This is a genomic window from Allorhizobium sp. GW101-3B10 (genome assembly GCF_059424725.1).
The window spans coordinates 230,974-253,289 of the sequence record NZ_JBWKZR010000001.1; the positions used below are offsets into that span (position 1 = coordinate 230,974).

Genomic DNA, 22,316 nt, shown 5'->3' on the forward strand with positions numbered 1-22,316 from the left:
AAAAGGTGCCCGGTGGTTTCCGTCCTCATCCTCACCTATAACGAAGAAATTCACATCGCCCGGGCGATCAACAGCGTGGCTTCTTTTGCCACGCAGATTCTGGTCATCGATTCCTTTTCGTCGGATCGCACCGTGGAAATCGCCCGGTCGCTCGGTGCCACGGTGCTGCAAAACCCGTTCGTGAACCAGGCCCGGCAGTTCCAGTGGGGTCTGGACAATGCGGCGATCACCTCGGACTGGGTCATGCGGCTTGATGCCGACGAAGTGATCGAGCCGGAACTGGCGCGCGAGATCGCCGAGAAACTGCCGACGCTCGGGACCGGCGTCGCGGGCGTCAACCTGAAGCGCAAGCATATTTTCCTCGATCGCTTCATTCGGCATGGTGGGCGCTATCCGCTGATCCTGACGCGCCTCTGGCGGCGGGGGCAGGGGCGGGTCGAGGATCGCTGGATGGACGAACATATCATCGTCTGGGGCGGACGCACGGTCCTGTTCGACAATCCGTTCCGCGACCACAATCTTCACGATCTCGGCTATTTTACCGACAAGCACAATAAGTACGCCACCCGCGAGGCTGTCGACGTGCTCAACCGGCGTTACGGTCTGTTCGCGACGGATGCCGGGCTGACAAGCAAAGGCACTTCACTGCAGGCGACGGTGAAGCGCTTCATCAAGGAGCGTGTCTACAACCGGATCCCTTTTTCGGTCTCGACGCTCGGATACTTCCTGTTCCGCTATGTGATCCAGCTCGGCCTTCTCGATGGCCGTGAAGGGCTGATCTACCATTTCCTGCAGGGCTACTGGTATCGCTTCCTCGTCGGCGCCAAGGTCCTCGAGTTCGACAGAGCCATCCGGTCTCTGCCAACGCCCGAGGAGAAACGAAAAGCCCTGGCGCAGTTGACCGGGCTTGCCATCTAGCTTCGCGTCTGCTTGGCCTGGTGGCGGAGAAGGGATCGTGACGCTCCGGTTCCCGCCGCATCTTGGTCTGCACAGATCACCACCCGAGCGCTTCGATCCGGGCAAGGATCACCGCGGATACCCCATTCATGGCGGCGACGGTCAAATGTGTGCCGTCTGCCTGCAGGCAGGAGGGAGGCGCGTGTCCGGCCGCCACGGCGGCCAGGTCTTCGGCAGATGCTGTCGCAAGCGAATACAGGGTCGGGTGCGGGTCGAGGTAGCGAATACCGAAGCGCGAGGACAGCCAGTCGTTGCGGGCGTTCGTTGCCGCCAACTGACCCGCCGATTGGTTCGCCCGGCGCACAGAGCCGACAAAGACATGCCGGGCTGCCAGTTGGGCCATGCTCTCGAAAGTCGCGGGGTCGGTGGCGGCATCCGCACCGTTGGAGTCTCCATCCCAATGCAGCAACACGCATCCGTGCAGGCCGGGATTGCTGCGTATGGTGGCGAGTTGAGACGCGACGGCCGAGCCGCCCGCGCCTGATGACACGACCAGGCGGCTTGCGTCGGATGCCTCGACCCCTTGCTCGAGCGACGCGCCGCCCGTTCCCGCCACATAACTGTCGCCGACCGCCCAAATGAAGCGCGGCGGGGCATATTCGTGGGCGAACAGCGCCGCAGACAAAACGGTACCGGTCCACTCCTCTCCGGCCGCGGGCGAGGCCCCGAGCCGTACCCAGCACGCGCCCGCCGGCGTGAACCCGGCCTGCTGACCGTAGAGACTGGTGCCGTCAAACGCGACGAGGAAGCGGCTCGAACCGTCGGACGAGATATGGAGAGTGTGCTCTGCGCCCGGCGTGACGAGATTGGCGGCGATTTCGTGGGTGGTCCGGTTTGTGCCGTTGCTGTCGAGAACGACGCTGATCGTGCCATCCGCGTTCAACGCGGCGCGGTAGCGGTTGCGCGCACCGTCGTCATCGAAGGAAAAGAGAACCTTTATCGAGAGCGGAAGGCTGGACGGCATGCGAAACGTGACGATGGCGGCAAAGGCAGGCGTTGAGAACCCGGCAAAGGCCACGGCTTCCTTGATCGAAAAACTGTCGCCGTAGACCGTACCGCCCGGTCCGGTGACCGTTCGCAGGCCGAGATAGTGAGCCGAACCTTCGCCGCCGAATGTTCTTGTGGCTGGGGTAGGAATTGTTGTTGTATTGGGAGGCATCGCATTGCTCTGCGGCGACATTGTCGACGCGCGGCTGGTAATGACCAGCGGGGTTCCAGTGGCTGTTCCCTTGCGGTAGGTGGCCTTCGCACGATAGGCCTTGCCCTGTTGGGTTGAGGCTGCACCCGACCGCACGGTCGGATTGGTGAGGCCGGTGCCGCTCATTTCCAGTTCGCCGGCGACCACGGCAACTGTCGCGCCGTTGAGAGGCGTCCAGTCACCGACACCGAGGGACAGGTCCCCGTTCGGCAGCAATTCCGGCGCGTCGGTCGCGACATGATCGCCGATCCTGCGCGCGCCGCCCGAAGCCGTGCCGCCGGCTGCCGCGAGCGCTGCCGCTTCCGTCGCAAAGATGCGGCCATCATACCAACCACGGTTGTTCTCCAGGTCGAGGAACAAGGCCGGGTGTCTTCCCGTGCCGTCCTTCGGCGCCCATTGGGCGCTGTCGATGTTCCGGCCTCCGACGCGCATGTCGAGCCCAATCCCAAGTCTCATGTCATTCATCACCCGATCCTCTTCCGTTCGCGCCTGGCCGACGCGCCGGCACCGGAATGCCAGCCGCGTGCTCCGTCGGATTATGGGGCAAGGCGGAGGGGCGGGGAAAACGGGCGGAAATTTTGTTCGCCGATGGCGGGTGGCGTTCTTGCTAGGGTTGTTTCACTGGCATGTGAACTTGGTGCATGCCGTTGCCCCGGATGATCAGTTCTTCGACACCTGGGCCGATTTGAATGCCGATATCCGTCCGTTCGATCTCATTGTGCTCGATCAGGACATTGCGCACCGAGGGCACGACGGGCGAGCGTCCGTCGACGCGAATCGTCGAGGCGGAGCGCAGCCGGTTTTCCCGAATGACGATGCCGAAGGTCAAAAGCGTGTCGTTACCCTTGAATTGACGGCCGGTCACGGAGATTCCGGAGGCCTGTCTGAATCCGGACGCCATGGTTTCGTTGCCAAGGAACTGGATGTAGACGTTCGGTTGCGGGTGGCGGTAGTCGAGCGAGACCGCGGAAAAACCGTTGCTTCTGAGCGAGCGATTGCCGGCAAACACGTGTTTGTAGCCCGTGCCGAAAATCTGGGCGCCGCCGACGTCCTGAAACGCGTTCCCGATGATCAGATAGTTCTCCTGAAGCGGTGCGATGGTGACCTTCGTTCCGGCGTCCGTCAGCCCTGCCACATCACGGTCAAGTTCGATCAGGTCGCCATTGCGCTTCATCACGCGCGCCATGAGGCCAAGCCCGCGGCCCTTCAGCACGAACAGCGCCGCGCCTTCCCAGTTGCTACCCTTCGCTAGGCCAAGCCCGTCGGCGCTGATCTGAACCGTGTTGCCGGATCGCGGCGTGATCGGACCGCGGTAATAGCCGCCAGGTCCGTCGGAAGTCAGCGCCTCCCGATCCCAACCATACATGGTCTCGAAACGGTTGTTGCGGATCAGGACATTGCGCGCAAAAGGACCGCCGAACGTGTTGATCCCGCCACCGGACGCCTGAAGATCGGCACCGATGAGATGGTTGCCTTCGAACAGCACACCGTCCGGCGCCGAAATGCCGTACCAGCCGCGTCTGCCAATTCGGAACGTATTGCCCGAGACGCGCGCGCCGACCGGTCGCGTCAGCACGAATGGGCGCATTGAGGAGAGGATGTCGCAATCTTCGACGACAACGTTGGTGCCGGCCAGCAGGAGCCCGACGACGCCGGTCTTGGTATGTCGGCGCATCGCCTCAAGCCGTTTGATGGGCTCGTCTGTTTCCAGGTGGCGCAGAAAGGAAGAAGCGCGAACGGTGACACGGCGGATCGAAATGTTGCGTCCGTCCGCTCCCTTGGGATCGATGGAAAAGCCGGCCTTGATGATATGGCGATGGCGATCCGCATTGATCGTCAGATCCTCCACGGAGATGTCGCTGAACCCGGAAATGAGCGCATCGGGCGGAGTCTCGGTATCCTTCCAGATCAATGCCACCAGATCCCGGGACTCGCCCTTCAGCGAGACGCCATCGGGGATATGCAGGGCGCCGCTCAAGCGATAATTGCCATATTGCAGCGTGAGGGTGCCGCCGCCACGCTTGGCCAGCGCGGTCAGCGCAGCGTTGATGCGGGCAGTATCGTCGTTGTCGGGGTCGTCGGGTTGCCGGCTCGACAGTTCCATCGCAGGCCGATTGGCTGGCTCGGCAGCCTCGACCGCGAGCTTCCCCCCTTCTCGCCAAGCCGTGGCATCTCCGCGACCATTCCACAGGCGCATGCTGTAAGTGTTCGGCGAAAGACCCGCCGGCAGGACAAAGGTCGCCGACCAGGGGTCAGGTTTTTCGACTCTTATCTCAGTTTCGCGGCCGTCAGGGGCGATCAGTCTGACGGTTGCCTGTTCGCTCAAGGCAATGTTGCGGCCCGAAATCCTCAGCCAGCCGCCGGGGCTTGCCGCCGGCCCCCTGTCGCCCTGGGCCCAGTAGGCATCGGGCGCATTCAGTTGGACCACTACGGGACCTTCGACACCACTGAGGGTTGCCGAATACACGCCAGGCTCCAGGTCATCGGGAAGCACGAAGGAGAGGGTGTTTTCGGTCTTCGCCAGGACCTCCGCCGGCTGTGGCGGGAGAGTGGCGCTTCCCGCATCCGCCGTTGCATCCGGAAGCCGGAAAACCTCGACCGCCTCGACGCGATCGAGGTGGATGCCGCTCAGTTGCACCGTCTGCCCGGGCTTCACCGGGTCGCTGGCCCAGAATACCGTCGGTGTCGCATCCGCTTGTCCCGCCAGAAGAAGTAATGCGCTAGCGGTGCCGATAATCGCCGACACTCGTCGGCTGATGGCTGAAAGGAACACTGACGTCATGGGCGGTCTCCCTTTCGGGCGCCGTCATCGGCGCAGGCTTGCCGGGGCTGCCGTGAGAAGCCACAGCGCTTCAAACTGACAGCTCGTTTGCTGCGCTGCAACAGGAAGCTTGCGGGGGCTTATACTTGCGGCGACGGCGGCGCTGGAAACACCTTCCCGTCGAACAGCTTCCGCGCTGTACGCAGTGTGCCGACACCCCGGATCTCGCCTGTCGTGGACCGATGGACCAGCACTTCGGCGGCGCCGGTCGGATGTTCGATCAGAAAGCGTCCGTCGGACGGCAGCATGGCGAGTTCTGCCGCGACAGACCCTGGAATCGTGCAGGCGGTAGCCACGCTGACTGCGGCGAAGACGCCGATCGAGGCGTGGCAGCGATGCGGGATGAAGCTGCGCGTGTTGATCGTGCCACCGTTCAGGGCAGGGGAGACGAGCGTCATCTTCGGCACCGATCTATCCCTGACATCCCCAAGGTTCATCAGAGGCCCCACCTTCAGCCGTATTGCCTCCAACCTGGCCTTCAGTTCGGCATCGGCATCCAGTGCCTCGCGGTTTTCGCTGCCGGTCAGGCCGAAATCCGCGGCGCGCAGGATGACGATCGGCATGCCGTTGTCGATCAGCGTGCAATCCACTCCGTCGATCCGGTCGCATGCCCGCCCCGTGGGCAGGAGCGCGCCGCACATCGAGCCTTCGGTGTTCCGGAACAGCAGCGGTATCGCGGCGTGTCTGCCGGGAACGCCGTCGATCTGCGCATCGCCGCGATAGGTGACGCGGCCGCTGGGGGTGGAGATCTGCGCCACCGATACCTCGCCGGTGTTCAGCATGTGGATGCGCACGGGCGTCACGCCGTCCTGAGCCGCGACCAAGCCCCGCTCGATGGCGGCGGGACCGACGGCGGCAAGGATGTTGCCGCAGCCCTGCGCATCGGACACGAGGGCCTGATCGACGAAGACCTGCAGGAAGAGGTAGTCGACATCGGCGTCGGGACGCGTCGAGGGCGAAAGGACAGCAACCTTGGACGTCAGCGGATCGGCCCCGCCGATGCCGTCGATCTGGCGGGCGTCGGGGGAGCCCATGATGCGCAGAAGCAGGTCGTCCCGTTCGCTCGGATCGGCCGGAAGATCGCGGGCAAGAAATACCGCCCCCTTCGAGGTGCCGCCGCGCATCCAGAGGCAGGAGATACCGTCCGGGTCGTCCTCAGACATATTTCAGACCCTTCTCTGCCAGTCTCTCGCGCATGGCATAGATGTCGAGTCCGAGTTCACCGGCGGCCAGCCGCTTGCGCTTGGCCTCTTCGGCGGCGAGGCGCTTGTCGGCGGCTTCGAGCACGCTTGCCGCTTCGGCGCAGCGGACGACGACCACGCCGTCGTCATCGGCGACGATCACGTCACCGGCCTCGATGGCGGCGCCGGCGCAGACGATCGGCACGTTCACCGAGCCCAGCGTCTCCTTCACCGTGCCTTGCGCCGAAATCGCCTTCGACCAGACCGGAAAATTCATCGCGGTCAGATCGCGGATGTCCCGCACGCCGGCATCGATCACCAGACCGCGGCAGCCGCGGGCCTGAGCCGACGTCGCCAGCAGGTCGCCGAAATAGCCGTTGTCGCAGGGGCTGGTCGGGGCGAGCACCAGGATGTCGCCGGCTTTCAGCTGCTCGATGGCGATGTGCACCACCCAGTTGTCACCGGGCGGTGCCGAAATTGTCACGGCCGAGCCGGCGATCTGCGCCCCGGAAAAGATCGGCCGCATGAAGCTTGCGAGCATGCCCCTGCGACCCTGCGCCTCGTGTACGGTGGCGACGCCTGCACGGGCAAGGCCGTCGATCACGGCCGGATCGGCTCGTTCGATGTTCTGGACGACGACGGCCATGTCAGTGCTCCTTCTTTACCGGCGGCGTGCCGTGGGTGTGGAAGGTCTCGATCGTCTTCAGGCCCCAGGCCTGTCCTTTCTTACGGTCGGTCTCGGTCCAGACGACCGGCTCCCAGTCCGGCTGGAGGATGAGGCGCGCGCCTGAATTGGCAAGCTCGACGCGGTTGCCGGCCGGCTCCCAGACATAGAGGAAGAAGGTGCCCTGGACGGCGTGCTTGTGCGGCCCGGTCTCGATATGCACGCCGTTTTGCAGGAAGAGGTCGGCCGCCCGCAGTATGTCCTCGCGCTGGTCGGTCGCATAGGTGACATGGTGCAGGCGCCCCACGCCGCCGCCATGTTCCTCCGTGCAGGCGAGGTCGTAGGTCTTGTTGTTGACGGTGAACCAACAGCCGCCGATCCGGCCGTTGTCGAGCTGGATCATCTCGGTCACCCGGCTGCCGAGGCAGGTCTGCATGAACCGGCGGAATTCGGAGACATCCGAGGACAGGAGGTTCAGGTGGTCCAGGCGGCGCGGTGCGGCTCCGGTAAAGGCCGAGGCTGTGTTCTTCAGCGCCGGCACATCGGCGCCTTTCGCCTGGAACTTCACCGTGTCCCAGTAGATCTCGAAGACGTGGCCGAAGGGGTCTTCGAATCGGAAGGCGCGTCGGTGGCTGAGGTCGCCGTCGATCCAGCCGATCACCTTGTAGCCGCTCGCCAGGATGGCCTTCACCCGACGCTCCAGCGCCTCGGGGCTCGAGGTGCGATAGGCGACGTGGCCCACGCCCGTCGTGTCGGATCTTGTCAGCTTGAGCGAGCAGAACTCATAGTCGTCCCAGGCCCTGAGATAGGCCGAGGTATCGTCCTGTCCGGAAAGCTTCAGGCCGTAGACGCGGGTGAAGAAATCGAGGCTTTCCTCGAACTTGTCGGTATACATCTCGACATGGGCGAGATGGGCGATGTCGAAGCAGGGTTCCATGGCCGTCCCTCAGAGTTCGTCGACGGTGCGCGGGAAGACCGACTGGAAACCTTCGGCATACTTGCAGTCGCGGCCGCCCGACTGTCCGCCGGAATTGCGCTTGAAATGATTGGCGCGATTGATGGCGACGCGGGTGTAATAGTCCCACAAGTGCTCCTGGCCTTCCATGCACTCGATGGCGGCGCGCTTCTTCTCCCACACCGGCGTGATGTCGAGGAAGGTGTCGGGCTTCCAGCCCATCTGCTCCGTCTGGTGTGGCTCGAAGAGATAGAGCTGCGGCGCGCCGAGCACCTTCTGCCCCGGATTGTGGCCCCAGGCCTGGGCGATCATGCGGCACTCGAGGGCCACCTGCGTCGCGTACATATGGTCTGTATTATAGGGATCGTATTGGGAGTGGCTGAGCATGAAGCGCGGCTGCACCTTGCGGATCACGTCGACCAACGCATTCTTGTCGTCGCGGGTGAGTTCCAGCGGATAGTCGCCGAGGTCCATGCAGATGAGATCGTGTACCCCGAGCGCTTGTGTCGCGCGTTCGGACTCGGCGCGGCGGGCGTCCTTGACACGATCCAGCGTCATGCCTTCCTGCTTCCAAAGTTTCGCACTTTCGCCGCGTTCGCCGAAGGAAAGGCACACCACTGTAACTGCGTAGCCGAGCTGCGCATGCAGCGCGATCGCGCCGCCGCAGCGCCAGACGAAATCAGCCGCGTGGGCGCTGATCACCAGGGCGGTTTTGCCCGCCACGTCTTCCTTGGACATCGTCGTGCCTCCCTGATCCTTGGTCACCTAGGCATGCTACCCGCGGGGCGTCAGATCAAATCGAAAGGCTGAGGCGCTCCATAAGTTCAGGCTATAGTCTCTGGTAATGACCGGTGGGATTTGCCACAGTCGTCCCACAGAAAGACGAGGTTCAGATGCCCGAGATTGCGGATGAGTTTCCCAGTATTGCTCTGGTCGGTTTCGGCGAGGCGGGCCACGCCTTTGCCTCCGGCTGGTCGCTGCCGCCAGCCGTTCGGCCGAAAGCCTATGACCTGAAACTGCACGATGCCGCGACCGCCGGACGGGTTCTGGATCGCTGCGCAAGTGCCGGTGCGGAGCCGGTCGCCGACGCAACGAAGGCGATCGAGGGCGCCGGCCTGATCTTCAGCGTGGTGACGGCGGACCAGGCATTGGAGGTCGCGCGGGCCTGTGCGCCGCATCTGGCGCACGGTGCTCTGTGGCTCGACTGCAATTCCTGTGCGCCGCAGACCAAGCAGCAGGCGGCCGCGCTCATCGAGGCCGCGGGCGGCCGCTATGTCGATGTCGCCGTCATGGCACCGGTCTATCCCAAGCGTCATGAAGTGCCGCTGCTGCTCGCCGGCCCCCACGCGGCTCAGGCCGCGGTTCTCATCAAACGGCTGGGTATGCGACCGAGCGTGTCCGGTCCGAAGGTCGGCGATGCATCGAGCATCAAGATGTTGCGCTCCGTCATGATCAAGGGGCTGGAGGCGCTGACGACGGAATGCCTCCTCGCGGCGCGGCGCGCCGGCGTCGAGGATGCGGTCCTCGCGTCGCTCCAGGCGTCCGATCCCGGCATCGACTGGCGCGCGCGGGGCTCCTACAATCTGGAGCGCATGATGGTGCACGGTGCGAGACGCGCCGCCGAGGTCGAGGAAGTCTGCATCACGCTGCGGGCCTTCGGTCTGCCCGACTGGATGAGCCGGGGCACCATCGAGTGGCAGAGGCTGGTGTCGTCGCTCGACGTTGCCCCCGGAGAGGATGACCTGGCGCGACGAAGCGATGCGATCCTGAGCAAGCTATGATTTCGCGAAACCTCAGACACCTGAGACTGTTTGCCGGGGTTGCGGAACTGAAATCGCTCACGCTCACGTCGGAGAGATGGCACATCTCGCAGCCGGCTGTGACCCAGGCGATCAACAAGCTGGAGCGCGAGACCGGCGGCGCACTGTTCGAGCGCAGCCGCCACGGTTTCTTCCTCACGCCGCGCGGCGAGGTTCTCCTCGCCCGCGTGGAAAGCGCCTTCGCCCTGCTCGATCCGGTGCTGAACGACATCTCGCCGAGGTTGCGTTTGTCGTTGAGCTTCGCACAGCTCCAGGCGCTCGTCGCCGTCAGCGAAAGCGAGAATTTCACGCTCGCCGCCCGCCGTCTCGGGCTTGCCCAGCCGACCGTCCATCGCGCCGTCACCCAGATCGAGCAGGCGGCGGCTCGCAGCCTGTTCGAGCGCACCTCCTTCGGCATCCTGCCGACGCGGCTCTGCCAGGCGCTGGCCCAGGCGGCCCGGCTGGCGGTCTATGAATTCGACCAGGCCGATGCGGAACTGGCCGAGTTCAATGGCGGGGAAGCCGGGGCGATCGTCATCGGGGCCATGCCTCTGGCACGATCCGTCCTGCTGCCGCGGGCGCTTGCGCGGTTTCGCCAGCAGCAGCCGACCTATCCGGTGCGCATCCACGACGGCCCCTATGACGAACTGCTTGGAGCCCTGCGGCGCGGCGCGATCGATTTTCTCGTCGGTGCGTTGCGCGAACCGGCGCCGATCGGCGACGTGGTGCAGAGGCGCCTGTTCGATGATCGGCTGGCCCTGCTTGCCGGGCCGGATCATCCGCTCGCTTCGCGGACCGATATCACCGTCGAGGATCTGCTGGGTTATCCTTGGGTCGTTCCGCGCCTCGGCACGCCGACACGGGAGCAGTTCGAGACGATCTTCACTTCGGCCGGCAAGGAGCCGCCGCGGCGGCTGATCGAGTCTGGATCGCTGCTGCTGATGCGCGAGCTTTTGAACGAGAGCCAGCATCTTGGCTGCCTGTCGCGGCACCAGTCGCAACGCGAATGCGATCACGGGCTGCTTGTTTCGCTTACCTATCCGACCGACCATCTCGTGCGCCCGATCGGCCTCACCTACCGGGAGAACTGGCGGCCGACGTCGGCGCAGAGCCTGATGCTCCGACTGGTCGCCGAAGTGGCGCCCGGCGCCGACTGAGACGGCCAGCCCGGCGCCTTATGTCACCATGCGTCTTCTCCTCTTGAGGACACCTGAGACGCCCCGCAAACGAGATCCCCTCCCATTGCTCGGATCTTCAGGGCCTGCGAAACCGATGACAAGGTTTCGGGGCTTGCGGGCCGGGGCTTGGAGGATGTACGGCCAATGGCAGGGACGAGCGCCGCGTTGATCGCGGGTCGCCGTCGGGATCAGGTTTTCAGCCCGCCAGCGGGCATCGGGAGAAGGACAGGACCATGAGCAGAACAGTTGTCATCGCCTCGGGCGTTCGCACCGCCATCGGCGACTTCGGTGGTTCCCTGGCGGGGATCTCGCCCTGCGATCTCGCCGCCGGCGTTGCCCGCGAGGCGATCGCGCGTGCCGGCATTTCGCCGTCCGAGATCGGCCAGACGGTGTTCGGTCATGTCATTCATACCGCTCCCGAGGATATGTATATTTCCCGCGTCGCCGCGATCCGCGCCGGCGTGCCGGAAACCGTTCCGGCCCTGACGCTCAACCGCCTTTGCGGCTCCGGCCTGCAGGCGATCGTCACCGCCGCCGAGCAGATCATGCTCGGCAATGCCGACATCACGCTCGCCGGCGGTGCGGAAAGCATGAGCCGGGCTGGCCATCTGCTGACCCAGGCCCGGCACGGCCAGAAGATGGGCGATACGCTCGCCGTCGACATGATGATCGGCGCGCTCACCGATCCCTTCGGCAACGGCCACATGGGCATCACCGCCGAGAATATTTCCGAACGGACCGGCATCGACCGCGCCGCCCAGGACGCCTTCGCGCTCGAATCGCACCGGCGTGCGGCGCACGCCATCGCCGAGGGCCGTTTTGCCGAGCAGATCCTGCCGCTCACCGTCAAGCAGGGCCGCAAGGAGTTCGTCTTCGATACCGACGAGCATGTGCGCGCCGATGTAAAGCCCGAGGATTTGGCGAAGCTGCGCCCCGCCTTCCGCAAGGAGGGCACGGTCACGGCTGGCAATGCCAGCGGTCTTAACGATGCCGGCGCCGCCGTGGTGCTGATGGAAGAGGGCGTGGCGGCGGCTCGCGGCGTCAGGCCGCTTGCCCGCATCGTCGCTTGTGGTCTCGGCGGCGTTGCTCCCGAGGTGATGGGCCTTGGCCCCGTGCCGGCGGTCAAGCAGGCGCTGTCGCGCGCGGGCCTGAAGGTCTCCGACATCGACGTCATCGAATCCAACGAGGCCTTTGCCGTGCAGGCCTGTGCCGTTTCGGCGGAACTCGGCTTTGCGTCGGAGAAGGTCAATCCCAATGGTGGCGCGATCGCGCTTGGCCACCCGGTCGGTGCATCGGGTGCGATCATCCTGATCAAGACGATCTATGAACTCATTCGCACCGGCGGGCGTTATGGCCTCGCCACCATGTGCATCGGCGGCGGGCAAGGCATCGCGGTGATCGTCGAGAACCCGGCGCACGGCTGACCCGCCGGGTCGGTGTCCGACGCGCCGGTCGATGTGGTAAGTGTCTTGGATGTTGACTAGGGAGAGTGACATGGTCATCGACGATCCGGTCGTCATCGTTGGTTCCGCCCGCACGCCGATGGGCGGTTTCCAGGGCGCGCTCGCCGCAATGACGGCCTCCGAACTCGGCGTGGCGGTAATCCGCGCGGCGCTCGAGCGCGCCGGCGTACCGGCCGATGCAGTCGACGAAGTGGTCTTCGGCTGCGTGCTGCCCGCAGGGCAGGGACAGGCGCCGGCGCGTCAGGCCGCACTTGGCGCCGGCTTGCCGTTCTCGACGGGCGCGACCACGGTCAACAAGATGTGCGGCTCGGGCATGAAGGCGGCGATGCTGGCCCATGACCTGATCCTCGCCGGCAGCGCGCAGATCTGCGTCGCCGGCGGCATGGAGAGCATGACCAACGCCCCCTACCTGCTCGACCGCGCGCGCGGCGGCTACCGTCTCGGTCACGGGCGTGTCATCGATCACATGTTCCTCGACGGGCTGGAAGACGCTTATGACAAGGGCCGGCTGATGGGGACCTTTGCCGAGGATTGCGCCGAGACCTATCAGTTCACCCGCGAAGCCCAGGACCAATACGCGATCGCCTCGCTCGAGCGGGCGGTGAGGGCGATCAACACTGGCGCCTTCCGGGAAGAGGTGGTGCCTGTCACGGTGCGCACCGGCAAGGCCGAGCAGGTGGTCGACCGCGACGAACAGCCGGGCAAGGCCAGGCCCGAGAAGATCCCGACGCTCAAGCCCGCCTTCCGCGAGGGCGGCACGGTGACGGCCGCCAATTCCAGTTCGATTTCGGACGGGGCCGCAGCCCTGGTGCTGATGCGCCGTTCCCGCGCCGAGGCGATGGGGCTTACTCCGCTTGCGGTTATCCGTGGCCATGCCACGCATGCCCAGGCGCCCGGTCTTTTTGCCACCGCGCCGATCGGCGCGCTGCAAAAGCTTTCCGAGCGAACCGGCTGGTCGCTGAAGGACGTCGATCTGTTCGAGATCAACGAGGCCTTCGCCGTCGTCGCGATGGCGGCGATGCGCGACCTCGACCTGCCGCATGACAAGGTCAACGTGCATGGCGGGGCCTGCGCGCTCGGCCATCCGATCGGTGCTTCGGGCGCGCGCGTCATCGTCACGCTGCTGGCGGCGCTCCGTCGCCATGGCCAGAGCCGCGGCATGGCAACCCTGTGCATCGGCGGCGGCGAGGCGACCGCCATCGCCGTCGAGCTCTGCTGACGCTGAAGCGCTAGCCTGGAACCGGCGGGCGGCAGCCCGCCATCGCTGTGCGCGGCATCATCCCCGCGAGCTGGTCATATGGCCAAAGTTCGATTTCCTTTCGGTTTTGCGACGATTTGCTGCAATGCGAAACGTCTAGAGAAGTCGCGAAATTACGAAAATTTGTCCAACATGCAGCAAAATTGCGGCAAAAAGTCTCTTTACAAGTGTGCAACAACGGATAAGACGAAGGGAGTGTGTCGACGATCACGGCCATCGGGCGGAGGAGCGCAAGCGCTTCGGATGCCCGGGACGGCTCTGTTCGGACGGCTCCGGGCTTCGTGGTGGACATCACGGACATAAGAACCATGGCGCGATTTTGGGGCGCGCCGTTCAATACAGAAACCAGCGCATCCGGCTCGGCCGGACAAGCGCAAAGGGGAGAATGTCATGAAGTACAAGTTCGGTTTTGCCGCAGCGGCTCTGCTCGCGGCCACCTTCCTTTCCAGCGCCGCAAGTGCCAAGACCTTCGTCTACTGCTCGGAAGGCTCGCCGGAAGGCTTCGATCCGGGTATGTACACCGCCGGCACCACCTTCGATGCCTCGGCCCATCCGGTCTACAGCCGCCTGATGGAATTCAAGCCTGGCACGACCGAAGCGGAAGCCGGTCTGGCGGAAAGCTATGAAGTCAACGCCGAAGGCACCGAATACACCTTCAAGCTGCGTCCGGGCGTCAAGTTCCACACCACCGAATTCTTCACCCCGAGCCGCGAGCTGAACGCGGACGACGTCATCTTCTCGCTCGAGCGCCAGATCAAGGCCGACCATCCGTGGGCCCAGTACGTCGCCGGCACCTCGTGGGAATATGCCGCCGGCATGGGCTTCCCGGAACTGATCAAGTCGATCGAGAAGGTCGATGACCTGACCGTCAAGTTCACGCTGAACCGTCCGGAAGCGCCATTCCTCGCCAACCTCGCCATGCCCTTCGCCTCGATCGTTTCGAAGGAATATGCCGACAAGCTCGAAGCCGACGGCAAGAAGGAACAGCTGAACCAGATGCCGGTCGGCACCGGTCCGTTCATCTTCGTCGGCTACCAGCAGGACGCCGTCATCCGCTACAAGAAGAACGCCGACTACTGGGGCGGCGCTCCGAAGATCGACGACCTCGTCTTCGCCATCACCACCGACGCCGCCGTTCGCTACCAGAAGCTCAAGGCCGGCGAATGCCACCTGATGCCGTTCCCGAACGCTGCCGACGTTGCCGCGATGAAGACCGACCCGACCCTGACCGTCATGGAACAGGAAGGCCTGAACGTCGCCTACCTCGCCTACAACACGACCCAGGCTCCGTTCGACAAGCCGGAAGTCCGCAAGGCGCTGAACAAGGCGATCAACAAGCCCGCCATCGTCGACGCCGTGTTCCAGGGCATGGCAACGCCGGCCAAGAACCCGATCCCGCCGACCATGTGGTCCTACAACGACGCGACCCAGGACGACGCCTACGATCTCGACGCTGCCAAGAAGGAACTCGAAGCAGCCGGCGTCAAGGATCTCTCGATGAAGATCTGGGCCATGCCGGTTTCGCGTCCCTACATGCTGAACGCCCGCCGTGCGGCCGAAATCATGCAGGACGACTTCGCCAAGGTCGGCGTCAAGGTCGAGATCGTCTCCTACGAATGGGCCGAATATCTCGACCGTTCGAAGGCCAAGGATCGTGACGGCGCCGTCATGCTCGGCTGGACCGGCGACAACGGCGATCCGGACAACTTCCTCGACACGCTGCTCGGCTGCGAAGCCGTAGGCGGCAACAACCGCGCTCAGTGGTGCAACGAGGAGTTCAACGCCCTGGTGAAGAAGGCCAAGATCACTTCGGATCAGGCCGAGCGCACGAAGCTCTACGAAGAAGCCCAGCTGATCTTCAAGCGCGAAGCTCCGTGGGCCACCATCGACCACTCCCTGTCCGTCGTTCCGATGCGCAAGGAAGTCTCGGGCTTCGTTCAGAGCCCGCTCGGTGACTTCACCTTCGAAAACGTGGATATCGCCGAGTAACGGTCGATCCTGTTGAATTTTGCCGCGGGACAGCTTGCCTGTCCCGCGGCGATTGCATTACGAACGACCGATAGTCACGGTTGGCCCGTGAACGCCCGGAACGGATAAAAGATCGTCCGGGTCATGATACGCCCGCTGCGTTTACAGCGACCACAGACCTCCAAGAAGAACAACAGCAGGTCCACTATGTTTGGCTTTCTCTTGCGGCGGATCGCCGTTCTGATCCCGACCTTCATCGGGGTTTCCGTCATCGCCTTCGCCTTCATCCGACTTTTGCCGGGCGATCCGGTCGCCCTTCTATCGGGCGAGCGCGTGATGTCGCCCGAACGGCACGCCGAGATCAGTGCCAATCTCGGTCTCGACCGGCCCATCGTCATCCAATATTTCGACTATCTGGGCGGCGTGCTCACCGGCGATTTCGGCACTTCGATCGTCTCCAAGTCGCCGATCCTCGACCAATTCCTGGCGCTGTTCCCGGCGACGGTAGAATTGTCGCTGTGCGCCATCATCATCGCCATCGTGCTCGGCATTCCGGCCGGCGTGATCGCGGCGATCAAGCGCGGATCCTTCTTCGACCAGTCGGTCATGGGCGTCGCCCTGGTGGGTTATTCCATGCCGATCTTCTGGTGGGGCCTGCTGCTGATGATCCTGTTCTCCGGCATGCTGCAATGGACGCCGGTGTCGGGACGCATCTCGCTGATGTTCTTCTTCCCGCCGGTCACCGGCTTCATGCTGATCGACTCGCTGTTGTCGGGCCAGAAGGGCGCCTTCGTGTCGGCGCTCAGCCATCTCGCCCTGCCGTCGATCGTGCTGGCCACCATCCCGCTTGCCGTCATTGCCCGCCAGACCCGTTCGGCCATGCTGGAAGTCCTGTCCGAGGACTATATCCGCACGGCGCGTGCCAAGGGCCTGTCGCCGCTGCGCGTCGTCGGGCTGCATGCGCTCCGCAACGCCATGATCCCGGTCATCACCACGATCGGCCTGCAGATCGGCGTCATGCTCGCCGGCGCCATCCTGACCGAGACGATCTTCTCCTGGCCGGGCATCGGCAAGTGGATGGTCGACAGCGTATTCCGTCGCGACTATCCGGTGATCCAGGGCGGCCTGTTGCTGATCGCCGGCATCATCATGGTCGTCAATCTCATCGTTGATCTGCTCTACGGCCTGATCAACCCGCGCATCCGCCACTAGAAGGAGCAAATCCCATGGCCGATACCGCCACCAATCAACCGGTCTCCACCGCCGCGCTGCGTCGTCAGATGCTGGCCGAATTCTGGTTCTACTTCTCGGAAAACCGCGGCGCTGTCATCGGGCTGTTCGTCTTCCTCGCGCTCGTGCTGATCGCCATCTTCGCACCGCTCGTCGCGCCGCATTCGCCCTTCGAGCAGTATCGCGACGCGACACTCCTTCCGCCGTCCTGGCTCGAAGGCGGCAATACCTCGTTCCTGCTCGGCACCGATCCGGTCGGGCGCGACATTCTCTCGCGGCTGATCTACGGCGCGCAGTATTCGCTGTTCATCGGCGTCTTCGTCACCACCCTGTCGCTGTCGACTGGCATCCTGGTCGGCCTGATCGCCGGCTATTATCGCGGCTGGATCGATACCGTCATCATGCGGCTGATGGACATCATCCTCGCCTTCCCGTCGCTGCTCCTGGCGCTGGTGCTCGTCGCCATTCTCGGCCCGAGCCTGACCAACGGGATGATCGCGATTGCGTTGACGCTGCAGCCGCATTTCGTGCGCCTGACGCGTGCCGCCGTGATGACCGAGAAGACCCGCGACTACGTCACGGCAGCTAGGCTCGCCGGCGCCGGCCCGATCCGCCTGATGTTCCGCACCATCCTGCCGAACTGCATGGCGCCGCTGATCGTCCAGGCGACCCTGTCCTTCTCCAACGCCATCCTCGATGCGGCCGCGCTCGGCTTCCTCGGCATGGGCGCCCAGCCGCCGGCACCGGAATGGGGCACGATGCTCGCCGAAGCGCGCGAGTTCATCCTGCGCGCCTGGTGGGTGGTGACCTTCCCGGGTGTTGCCATCCTGATCACCGTCCTTGCCATCAACCTGATGGGCGACGGCCTGCGCGACGCCCTCGATCCCAAGCTGAAGAGGTCCTGACATGGCGCTTCTCGAAATCGAAAACCTGACCGTCCAGTTCGAGACGGCGTCCGGCTGGTTCAAGGCCGTCGACGGCGTCACGCTTTCGGTCGAGGCCGGCGAAGTGCTGGCCATCGTCGGCGAGAGCGGATCCGGCAAGTCGGTCTCCATGCTCGCCGTCATGGGTCTGCTGCCATGGTCGGCCAAGATCATCGCCGACAAGATGCTGTTCCAGGGCCGGGACATTCAGGGCATCTCGGCTGCCGAGCGGCGCAAGCTGATCGGCAAGGACATTGCCATGATCTTCCAGGAGCCGGTGGCCAGCCTCAACCCGTGCTTCACCGTCGGCTTCCAGATCGAGGAAGTGCTGCGCATCCACATGGGCCTTGGGCGACAGGCCCGGCGCGAGCGGGCGATAGCGCTGTTCAAGCTGGTCGGCCTTCCCGATCCGGCCGAACGGCTCCATCACTTCCCGCACCAGATGTCGGGCGGCCAGTGCCAGCGCGTGATGATCGCCATGGCGATCGCCTGCAACCCGAAGCTCCTGATCGCCGACGAGCCGACGACCGCGCTCGACGTGACGATCCAGAAGCAGATCCTCGACCTCCTGATGAACCTGCAGGCCGAGACCGGCATGGGCCTGATCATGATCACCCATGACATGGGCGTGGTTGCCGAAACCGCCGACCGCGTCATCGTCCAGTACCAGGGGCGCAAGATGGAGGAGGCCGACGTGCTCTCGCTCTTTGAGGCGCCGAAGAACGCCTATACCAAGGCCCTGCTTTCGGCCCTGCCGGAAAACGCCACGGGCGACCGCCTCACCACCGTCTCCGACTTCATGGCGGGCGCGGCAGCAGGAGAGAACGCATGACCGACAAAGTCCCCATGCTCGAAATCCGCAACATCACGCGCGACTACCATGTGCCGACCGGCTTCCTGAAGCCGGAAAAGGTGGTTCACGCGGTCAAGGGCGTGTCGTTCAAGCTCGAAGCCGGCAAGACGCTGGCGATCGTCGGCGAGAGCGGTTGCGGCAAGTCGACCCTTGCCCGCATCCTCACCTTCATCGACGAGCCGACGTCCGGCGAACTGCTGATCGAAGGCAAGCCCGTCGACACGCGTCCGGGACACCTGACGGCCGACATGCGCCAGAAGGTGCAGATCGTTTTCCAGAACCCCTATGGCTCGCTCAATCCGCGCCAGAAGATCGGCGACGTGCTCGGCGAGCCGCTGCTGATCAATACGAACATGAGCTCGGCGGAGCGCCGCGCACGGGCGACCGAGATGCTGATCAAGGTCGGCCTCGGTCCGGAACACTACAACCGCTATCCGCACATGTTTTCCGGCGGCCAGCGCCAGCGTATCGCGATTGCCCGCGCGCTGATGCTGAACCCGAAGCTCCTGGTGCTCGACGAACCGGTCTCGGCGCTCGACCTCTCGGTCCAGGCGCAGGTGCTGAACTTGCTCGCCGACCTCCAGGAAGAGTTCGGCCTCACCTACGTGTTCATCAGCCACGACCTGTCGGTGGTGCGCTACATCGCCGACGAGGTGATGGTGATGTATTACGGCGAGGCGGTCGAATACGGCACGCGCGAGGAAGTCTTCTCCGATCCGAAGCACGACTACACCAAGACGCTGTTCGCCGCGACGCCGCGCGCCGACGTGGAGTCCATCCGCGCCCGCATGGCCAAGCGCGTCCGCCCGGTCGCCAAGGCCGGCTGAGGCCGCTCAAAGGCCCGGTTCGAATTCGTCGCTTGAAGGCGGGCAGTGGATATTCCTGCCCGCCTTTGCTATTTGCGAAGTTCCTACTGAAATCGGGTCACGGTCATTCATGACGCAGGCAAACGCCAGCAGAGCAAAAGCGCAGAAGAACCAGCCGGTGCTGCGCATCGGCTTCATCCTCGCGCGCAGCTTCACGCTCAGCGCGTTTTCGCTGTTCGCCGACGCGCTGCGCCTCGGCAGCGATGTGGAGGATCGGTCCGGCCGGGTGAATTGCGACTGGGCGGTGCTGGGCAGCACGCGCAATTTCATCACGGCGAGCTGCGGCATCCAGGTCGCGCCGACCGCGCCGCTCGGCAATCCGACGCAGTTCAGCTACATCGCCGTCGTCGGGGGGCGGCTCAACGTCGCTGAGCCGATCGACCGCGAAGCGATCGCCTTCTTGCATGAAGCCGCAGCTGCCGGGGTGCCGATCATCGGGGTCTGCACCGGCAGCTTCATTCTCGCCGAGGCCGGCCTCCTGGAAAACCGTAGCGCCTGCGTCAGTTGGCTGCACTATGTCGAGTTCCGCTCGCGCTTTCCCTCGATCGACGCCACGTCCAAGCGCCTGTTCGTCGAGGACCATGGCCGCATCACCTGCGCCGGCGGGTCGAGCGTCGCCGATCTTGCCACCTATCTGATCCGCCGCCATGTGGGGGAGGCTGCCGAGCGCAATGCGCTGGAAATCATGCAGATCACCCGCCGCCGCGATGCCAGCGAGATGCAGACGCGCAATCCGCTCGGTTCGACGCCGGTCAGGGACAAGCGGACCAACATGGCGCTGATCATGATGGAGCAGCATATCGAGGATGTGGTCAGCATCGATGATGTGTCGGAAGCGGTCGGCTTGTCGCGCCGCCAGCTGGAGCGGCTGTTCCGAACCGAGTTTGGTGCGACACCGGTCGCCATGTATATCCGGCTGCGGCTGGAACATGCGCGCCGACTGGTGGTATTCACCGACAAGCCGCTGATCGACATCGCGCTGGAGACGGGCTTCGAGAACGTCTCGCACTTCATCCGCAAATTCCGCAAGGAGTTCGCCATCACGCCGGTCGCCGCGCGTCGGCGCCATGCGGCGGAAACCAATGCCTGAAAAAACAAAAGGCCGGCGAAAACGTCGGCCTTGGTCTTGGGTACTGGGAGTTTCGGTCAGCGTTTAGAGGCGAACCTTGCGGAAGCCTTCGGGGTCGATGCCGAGCGTGCGCAGATCACGGGCGCGCGGGCTGCGATGGGCCTCGACGGCTGCTGCGGCGGCGCTTGCTGCTCCGATGACGGCGAAGGCCCTACCAAGGAAACCCTTATGCATGGAACCTGTGAGGACAGACATTGTCTTTGCTTTCTCTGTGTGTTGACAAGAGAAAGATGGTCCTCATTAGCGGTTTCTACAATGGCGATATATTCAGTGCAGCCATGCAAGAAATGCGGGCCGGAACTGTTGGGTTCCGGCCCGCCTTGATCTTCGTCATTTCTATCAGGGTCAGTCTTCGCTGGCGGCGAGATGCGACAGGACTTCGCCCTTGCCGCGAGCGCGCAGGATCAGCGGCAGGATCAGTGCCGTGGCGGCCAGCAGCAGAAGGCCGGCGGCGATCGGCGAGGTGACGAGCACCGTCACGTCGCCCTGGCTGATCGACAGGGCACGGCGCAGCTGCTGCTCGGCCAGCGGCCCGAGGATCAGGCCGACGACCACCGGGGCGATCGGATAGCCGAAGATCCGCATGATATAGCCCATCACGCCGAAGGCGAGCAGCATGCCGAGTTCGTAGATCGACGGGTTGGCGCCGATGGTGCCAAGCGTCGCGAACAAGAGGATGCCGGCATAGAGCCAGGGCTTGGGGATGGTCAGCAGGCGGACCCACAGGCCGATCAGCGGCAGGTTGAGGATCAGCAGCATGAAGTTGGCGATCAGCAGGCTGGCGATCAGACCCCAGACGAGCTGCGGATTGGTGGCAAACAGCAGCGGGCCGGGCTGCAGGCCGTATTGCTGGAAGCCGGCGAGCATGATGGCGGCGGTCGCCGTGGTCGGCAAGCCAAGCGTCAGCAGCGGCACGAGCGTGCCGGCGGCAGAGGCGTTGTTGGCCGCTTCCGGACCGGCCACGCCTTCGATGGCACCGTTGCCGAACTCTTCGGGATGCTTGGTCAGCCGCTTTTCCGTCGCATAGGAAAGGAAGGTGCCGATTTCGGCGCCGCCGGCCGGCATGGCGCCGATCGGGAAGCCGATCGCCGTGCCGCGCAACCAGGGTTTCCAGGAGCGGCCCCAGTCGGCAGCCGTCATCCAAACCGAACCCTTGACGGCCTCGACCTTGTCCGGGCCGCGATCTCCCTGGGCGGCGAGGAATAGGCTTTCGCCGATGGCGAACATGGCGACGGCCAGCGTGGTCACCTCGATGCCGTCGAGCAGGTCGGGCACGCCGAAGCTCATGCGCGTCTGGCCGGTCAACTGGTCGATGCCGACGGTCGCCAGCGTCAGGCCGATGAAGAGTGAGGTGAGGCCGCGCAGCGTCGAGTCGCCGAAGGCCGAGGAGACGGTGACGAAGGCGAGCACCATCAGGGCGAAATATTCGCGCGGGCCGAAGACCAGGGCGAGCTTGACGATGAAGGGCGCGATGAAGGCAAGCGCGACCGTGGCGATCAGGCCGGCGACGAAGGAGCCGATGGCGGCGGTCGCAAGGGCCGGACCGCCGCGTCCGGCGCGCGCCATCTTGTTGCCTTCAAGCGCAGTCACGATCGAGGCGCTCTCACCGGGCGTGTTGAGCAGGATCGAGGTCGTCGAGCCGCCATACATGCCGCCATAGTAGATGCCGGCGAACATGATCAGCGATCCGGCCGGGTCGAGCTTGAAGGTGATGGGCAGGAGCAGCGCGACGGTGAGCGCCGGGCCGATGCCCGGCAGAACCCCGACGGCGGTTCCGAGCGTCACGCCGATCAGCGCATAGAGCAGGTTCATCGGCTGGGAGGCGACAAGCACACCCTGCCAGAGGAATTCGAAGGTATCCATGAGTGGCTAC

General features: G+C 64.4%; 19 protein-coding genes. 11 read left to right on the top strand and 8 right to left on the bottom strand.

The annotated features are described in order from the left end of the window. Positions 1-12 precede the first annotated feature (12 nt). On the top strand, positions 13-918 hold the full coding sequence (locus AC07Y0_RS01105) for a glycosyltransferase family 2 protein (protein WP_498673686.1): 906 nt from the start codon (positions 13-15) through the stop codon (positions 916-918). A gap of 76 nt (positions 919-994) precedes the next feature. On the opposite strand, the gene AC07Y0_RS01110 is transcribed toward AC07Y0_RS01105, so the two are convergent. The 6 genes from AC07Y0_RS01110 to AC07Y0_RS01135 all read right to left on the bottom strand — a co-directional run bounded on the left by AC07Y0_RS01110 (position 995) and on the right by AC07Y0_RS01135 (position 8,514). Continuing rightward, complete coding sequence (locus AC07Y0_RS01110; protein ID WP_498673688.1) at positions 995-2,620, bottom strand: hypothetical protein; 1,626 nt, start codon at positions 2,618-2,620, stop codon at positions 995-997. 142 nt (positions 2,621-2,762) lie between these two features. Continuing rightward, the gene (locus tag AC07Y0_RS01115; RefSeq protein WP_498673690.1) at positions 2,763-4,937 is read right to left on the bottom strand and encodes a glycoside hydrolase family protein; all 2,175 of its coding nucleotides are present in this window, start codon (positions 4,935-4,937) and stop codon (positions 2,763-2,765) included. A 119-nt stretch (positions 4,938-5,056) separates the two neighbouring features. Further along, positions 5,057-6,139, bottom strand: a complete 1,083-nt coding sequence (locus AC07Y0_RS01120) for a 4-oxalomesaconate tautomerase (protein ID WP_498673692.1) — start codon at positions 6,137-6,139, stop codon at positions 5,057-5,059. After that, positions 6,132-6,803, bottom strand: a complete 672-nt coding sequence (locus AC07Y0_RS01125) for a 4-carboxy-4-hydroxy-2-oxoadipate aldolase/oxaloacetate decarboxylase (RefSeq protein WP_498673694.1) — start codon at positions 6,801-6,803, stop codon at positions 6,132-6,134. Before AC07Y0_RS01125 ends, AC07Y0_RS01120 begins: the two co-directional genes overlap by 8 nt. 1 nt (position 6,804) lies before the next feature. Beyond that, on the bottom strand, positions 6,805-7,758 hold the full coding sequence (locus AC07Y0_RS01130) for a VOC family protein (RefSeq protein WP_498673696.1): 954 nt from the start codon (positions 7,756-7,758) through the stop codon (positions 6,805-6,807). A 9-nt stretch (positions 7,759-7,767) separates the two neighbouring features. Beyond that, positions 7,768-8,514 carry a PIG-L deacetylase family protein gene (locus AC07Y0_RS01135; protein WP_498673698.1) on the bottom strand — a complete coding sequence of 249 codons (747 nt, stop codon included), beginning with the start codon at positions 8,512-8,514 and terminating at the stop codon, positions 7,768-7,770. A gap of 155 nt (positions 8,515-8,669) precedes the next feature. Between AC07Y0_RS01135 and AC07Y0_RS01140 the strand changes: the two genes are divergently transcribed. The 10 genes from AC07Y0_RS01140 (at position 8,670) to AC07Y0_RS01185 (ending at position 20,404) form a co-directional block, all read left to right on the top strand. After that, entirely contained in the window at positions 8,670-9,557 is an 888-nt protein-coding gene (locus tag AC07Y0_RS01140) for a DUF1932 domain-containing protein (protein ID WP_498673699.1), read from the top strand. Further along, positions 9,554-10,732: a LysR family transcriptional regulator gene (locus AC07Y0_RS01145; protein WP_498673701.1), complete on the top strand. Its 1,179-nt coding sequence runs from the start codon at positions 9,554-9,556 to the stop codon at positions 10,730-10,732. Before AC07Y0_RS01140 ends, AC07Y0_RS01145 begins: the two co-directional genes overlap by 4 nt. A gap of 254 nt (positions 10,733-10,986) precedes the next feature. After that, positions 10,987-12,177 (top strand): beta-ketothiolase BktB, encoded by a 1,191-nt coding sequence (gene bktB / locus AC07Y0_RS01150; RefSeq protein WP_498673703.1) that lies wholly within the window; start codon positions 10,987-10,989, stop codon positions 12,175-12,177. Between the two features lie 70 nt (positions 12,178-12,247). Continuing rightward, on the top strand, positions 12,248-13,435 hold the full coding sequence (locus AC07Y0_RS01155) for an acetyl-CoA C-acyltransferase (protein WP_498673704.1): 1,188 nt from the start codon (positions 12,248-12,250) through the stop codon (positions 13,433-13,435). 429 nt (positions 13,436-13,864) lie between these two features. Then, positions 13,865-15,463 (top strand): ABC transporter substrate-binding protein, encoded by a 1,599-nt coding sequence (locus AC07Y0_RS01160; protein ID WP_498673707.1) that lies wholly within the window; start codon positions 13,865-13,867, stop codon positions 15,461-15,463. Between the two features lie 186 nt (positions 15,464-15,649). Beyond that, positions 15,650-16,654: an ABC transporter permease subunit gene (locus AC07Y0_RS01165; RefSeq protein ID WP_498673710.1), complete on the top strand. Its 1,005-nt coding sequence runs from the start codon at positions 15,650-15,652 to the stop codon at positions 16,652-16,654. 14 nt (positions 16,655-16,668) lie between these two features. Next, positions 16,669-17,577 (top strand): ABC transporter permease subunit, encoded by a 909-nt coding sequence (locus tag AC07Y0_RS01170; RefSeq protein WP_498673711.1) that lies wholly within the window; start codon positions 16,669-16,671, stop codon positions 17,575-17,577. 1 nt (position 17,578) lies between these two features. Then, on the top strand, positions 17,579-18,427 hold the full coding sequence (locus tag AC07Y0_RS01175) for an ABC transporter ATP-binding protein (RefSeq protein ID WP_498673713.1): 849 nt from the start codon (positions 17,579-17,581) through the stop codon (positions 18,425-18,427). Continuing rightward, the gene (locus tag AC07Y0_RS01180; RefSeq protein ID WP_454747170.1) at positions 18,424-19,275 is read left to right on the top strand and encodes a dipeptide ABC transporter ATP-binding protein; all 852 of its coding nucleotides are present in this window, start codon (positions 18,424-18,426) and stop codon (positions 19,273-19,275) included. Before AC07Y0_RS01175 ends, AC07Y0_RS01180 begins: the two co-directional genes overlap by 4 nt. Positions 19,276-19,384: 109 nt before the next feature. Then, on the top strand, positions 19,385-20,404 hold the full coding sequence (locus AC07Y0_RS01185) for a GlxA family transcriptional regulator (RefSeq protein WP_498673715.1): 1,020 nt from the start codon (positions 19,385-19,387) through the stop codon (positions 20,402-20,404). A 63-nt stretch (positions 20,405-20,467) separates the two neighbouring features. Here the strand turns inward: AC07Y0_RS01185 and AC07Y0_RS01190 are convergent, their stop codons facing one another. Both AC07Y0_RS01190 and AC07Y0_RS01195 read right to left on the bottom strand, forming a co-directional pair. Next, the gene (locus AC07Y0_RS01190; RefSeq protein ID WP_156951575.1) at positions 20,468-20,638 is read right to left on the bottom strand and encodes a hypothetical protein; all 171 of its coding nucleotides are present in this window, start codon (positions 20,636-20,638) and stop codon (positions 20,468-20,470) included. Between the two features lie 150 nt (positions 20,639-20,788). Then, positions 20,789-22,306 carry a tripartite tricarboxylate transporter permease gene (locus AC07Y0_RS01195; protein WP_498673719.1) on the bottom strand — a complete coding sequence of 506 codons (1,518 nt, stop codon included), beginning with the start codon at positions 22,304-22,306 and terminating at the stop codon, positions 20,789-20,791. Positions 22,307-22,316 lie beyond the last annotated feature (10 nt).

Bases quoted from the DNA above. Each gene is read 5' to 3' on its own strand.
- AC07Y0_RS01110 (WP_498673688.1), bottom strand. From the start codon at position 2,620: ATGAATGACATGAGACTTGGGATTGGGCTCGACATGCGCGTCGGAGGC.
- AC07Y0_RS01115 (WP_498673690.1), bottom strand. From the start codon at position 4,937: ATGACGTCAGTGTTCCTTTCAGCCATCAGCCGACGAGTGTCGGCGATT.
- AC07Y0_RS01170 (WP_498673711.1), top strand. From the start codon at position 16,669: ATGGCCGATACCGCCACCAATCAACCGGTCTCCACCGCCGCGCTGCGT.
- AC07Y0_RS01180 (WP_454747170.1), top strand. From the start codon at position 18,424: ATGACCGACAAAGTCCCCATGCTCGAAATCCGCAACATCACGCGCGAC.
- AC07Y0_RS01175 (WP_498673713.1), top strand. From the start codon at position 17,579: ATGGCGCTTCTCGAAATCGAAAACCTGACCGTCCAGTTCGAGACGGCG.
- AC07Y0_RS01130 (WP_498673696.1), bottom strand. From the start codon at position 7,758: ATGGAACCCTGCTTCGACATCGCCCATCTCGCCCATGTCGAGATGTAT.
- AC07Y0_RS01155 (WP_498673704.1), top strand. From the start codon at position 12,248: ATGGTCATCGACGATCCGGTCGTCATCGTTGGTTCCGCCCGCACGCCG.
- AC07Y0_RS01185 (WP_498673715.1), top strand. From the start codon at position 19,385: ATGACGCAGGCAAACGCCAGCAGAGCAAAAGCGCAGAAGAACCAGCCG.
- AC07Y0_RS01120 (WP_498673692.1), bottom strand. From the start codon at position 6,139: ATGTCTGAGGACGACCCGGACGGTATCTCCTGCCTCTGGATGCGCGGC.
- AC07Y0_RS01160 (WP_498673707.1), top strand. From the start codon at position 13,865: ATGAAGTACAAGTTCGGTTTTGCCGCAGCGGCTCTGCTCGCGGCCACC.
- AC07Y0_RS01195 (WP_498673719.1), bottom strand. From the start codon at position 22,306: ATGGATACCTTCGAATTCCTCTGGCAGGGTGTGCTTGTCGCCTCCCAG.
- bktB (WP_498673703.1), top strand. From the start codon at position 10,987: ATGAGCAGAACAGTTGTCATCGCCTCGGGCGTTCGCACCGCCATCGGC.
- AC07Y0_RS01125 (WP_498673694.1), bottom strand. From the start codon at position 6,803: ATGGCCGTCGTCGTCCAGAACATCGAACGAGCCGATCCGGCCGTGATC.
- AC07Y0_RS01135 (WP_498673698.1), bottom strand. From the start codon at position 8,514: ATGTCCAAGGAAGACGTGGCGGGCAAAACCGCCCTGGTGATCAGCGCC.
- AC07Y0_RS01190 (WP_156951575.1), bottom strand. From the start codon at position 20,638: ATGTCTGTCCTCACAGGTTCCATGCATAAGGGTTTCCTTGGTAGGGCC.
- AC07Y0_RS01140 (WP_498673699.1), top strand. From the start codon at position 8,670: ATGCCCGAGATTGCGGATGAGTTTCCCAGTATTGCTCTGGTCGGTTTC.
- AC07Y0_RS01145 (WP_498673701.1), top strand. From the start codon at position 9,554: ATGATTTCGCGAAACCTCAGACACCTGAGACTGTTTGCCGGGGTTGCG.
- AC07Y0_RS01165 (WP_498673710.1), top strand. From the start codon at position 15,650: ATGTTTGGCTTTCTCTTGCGGCGGATCGCCGTTCTGATCCCGACCTTC.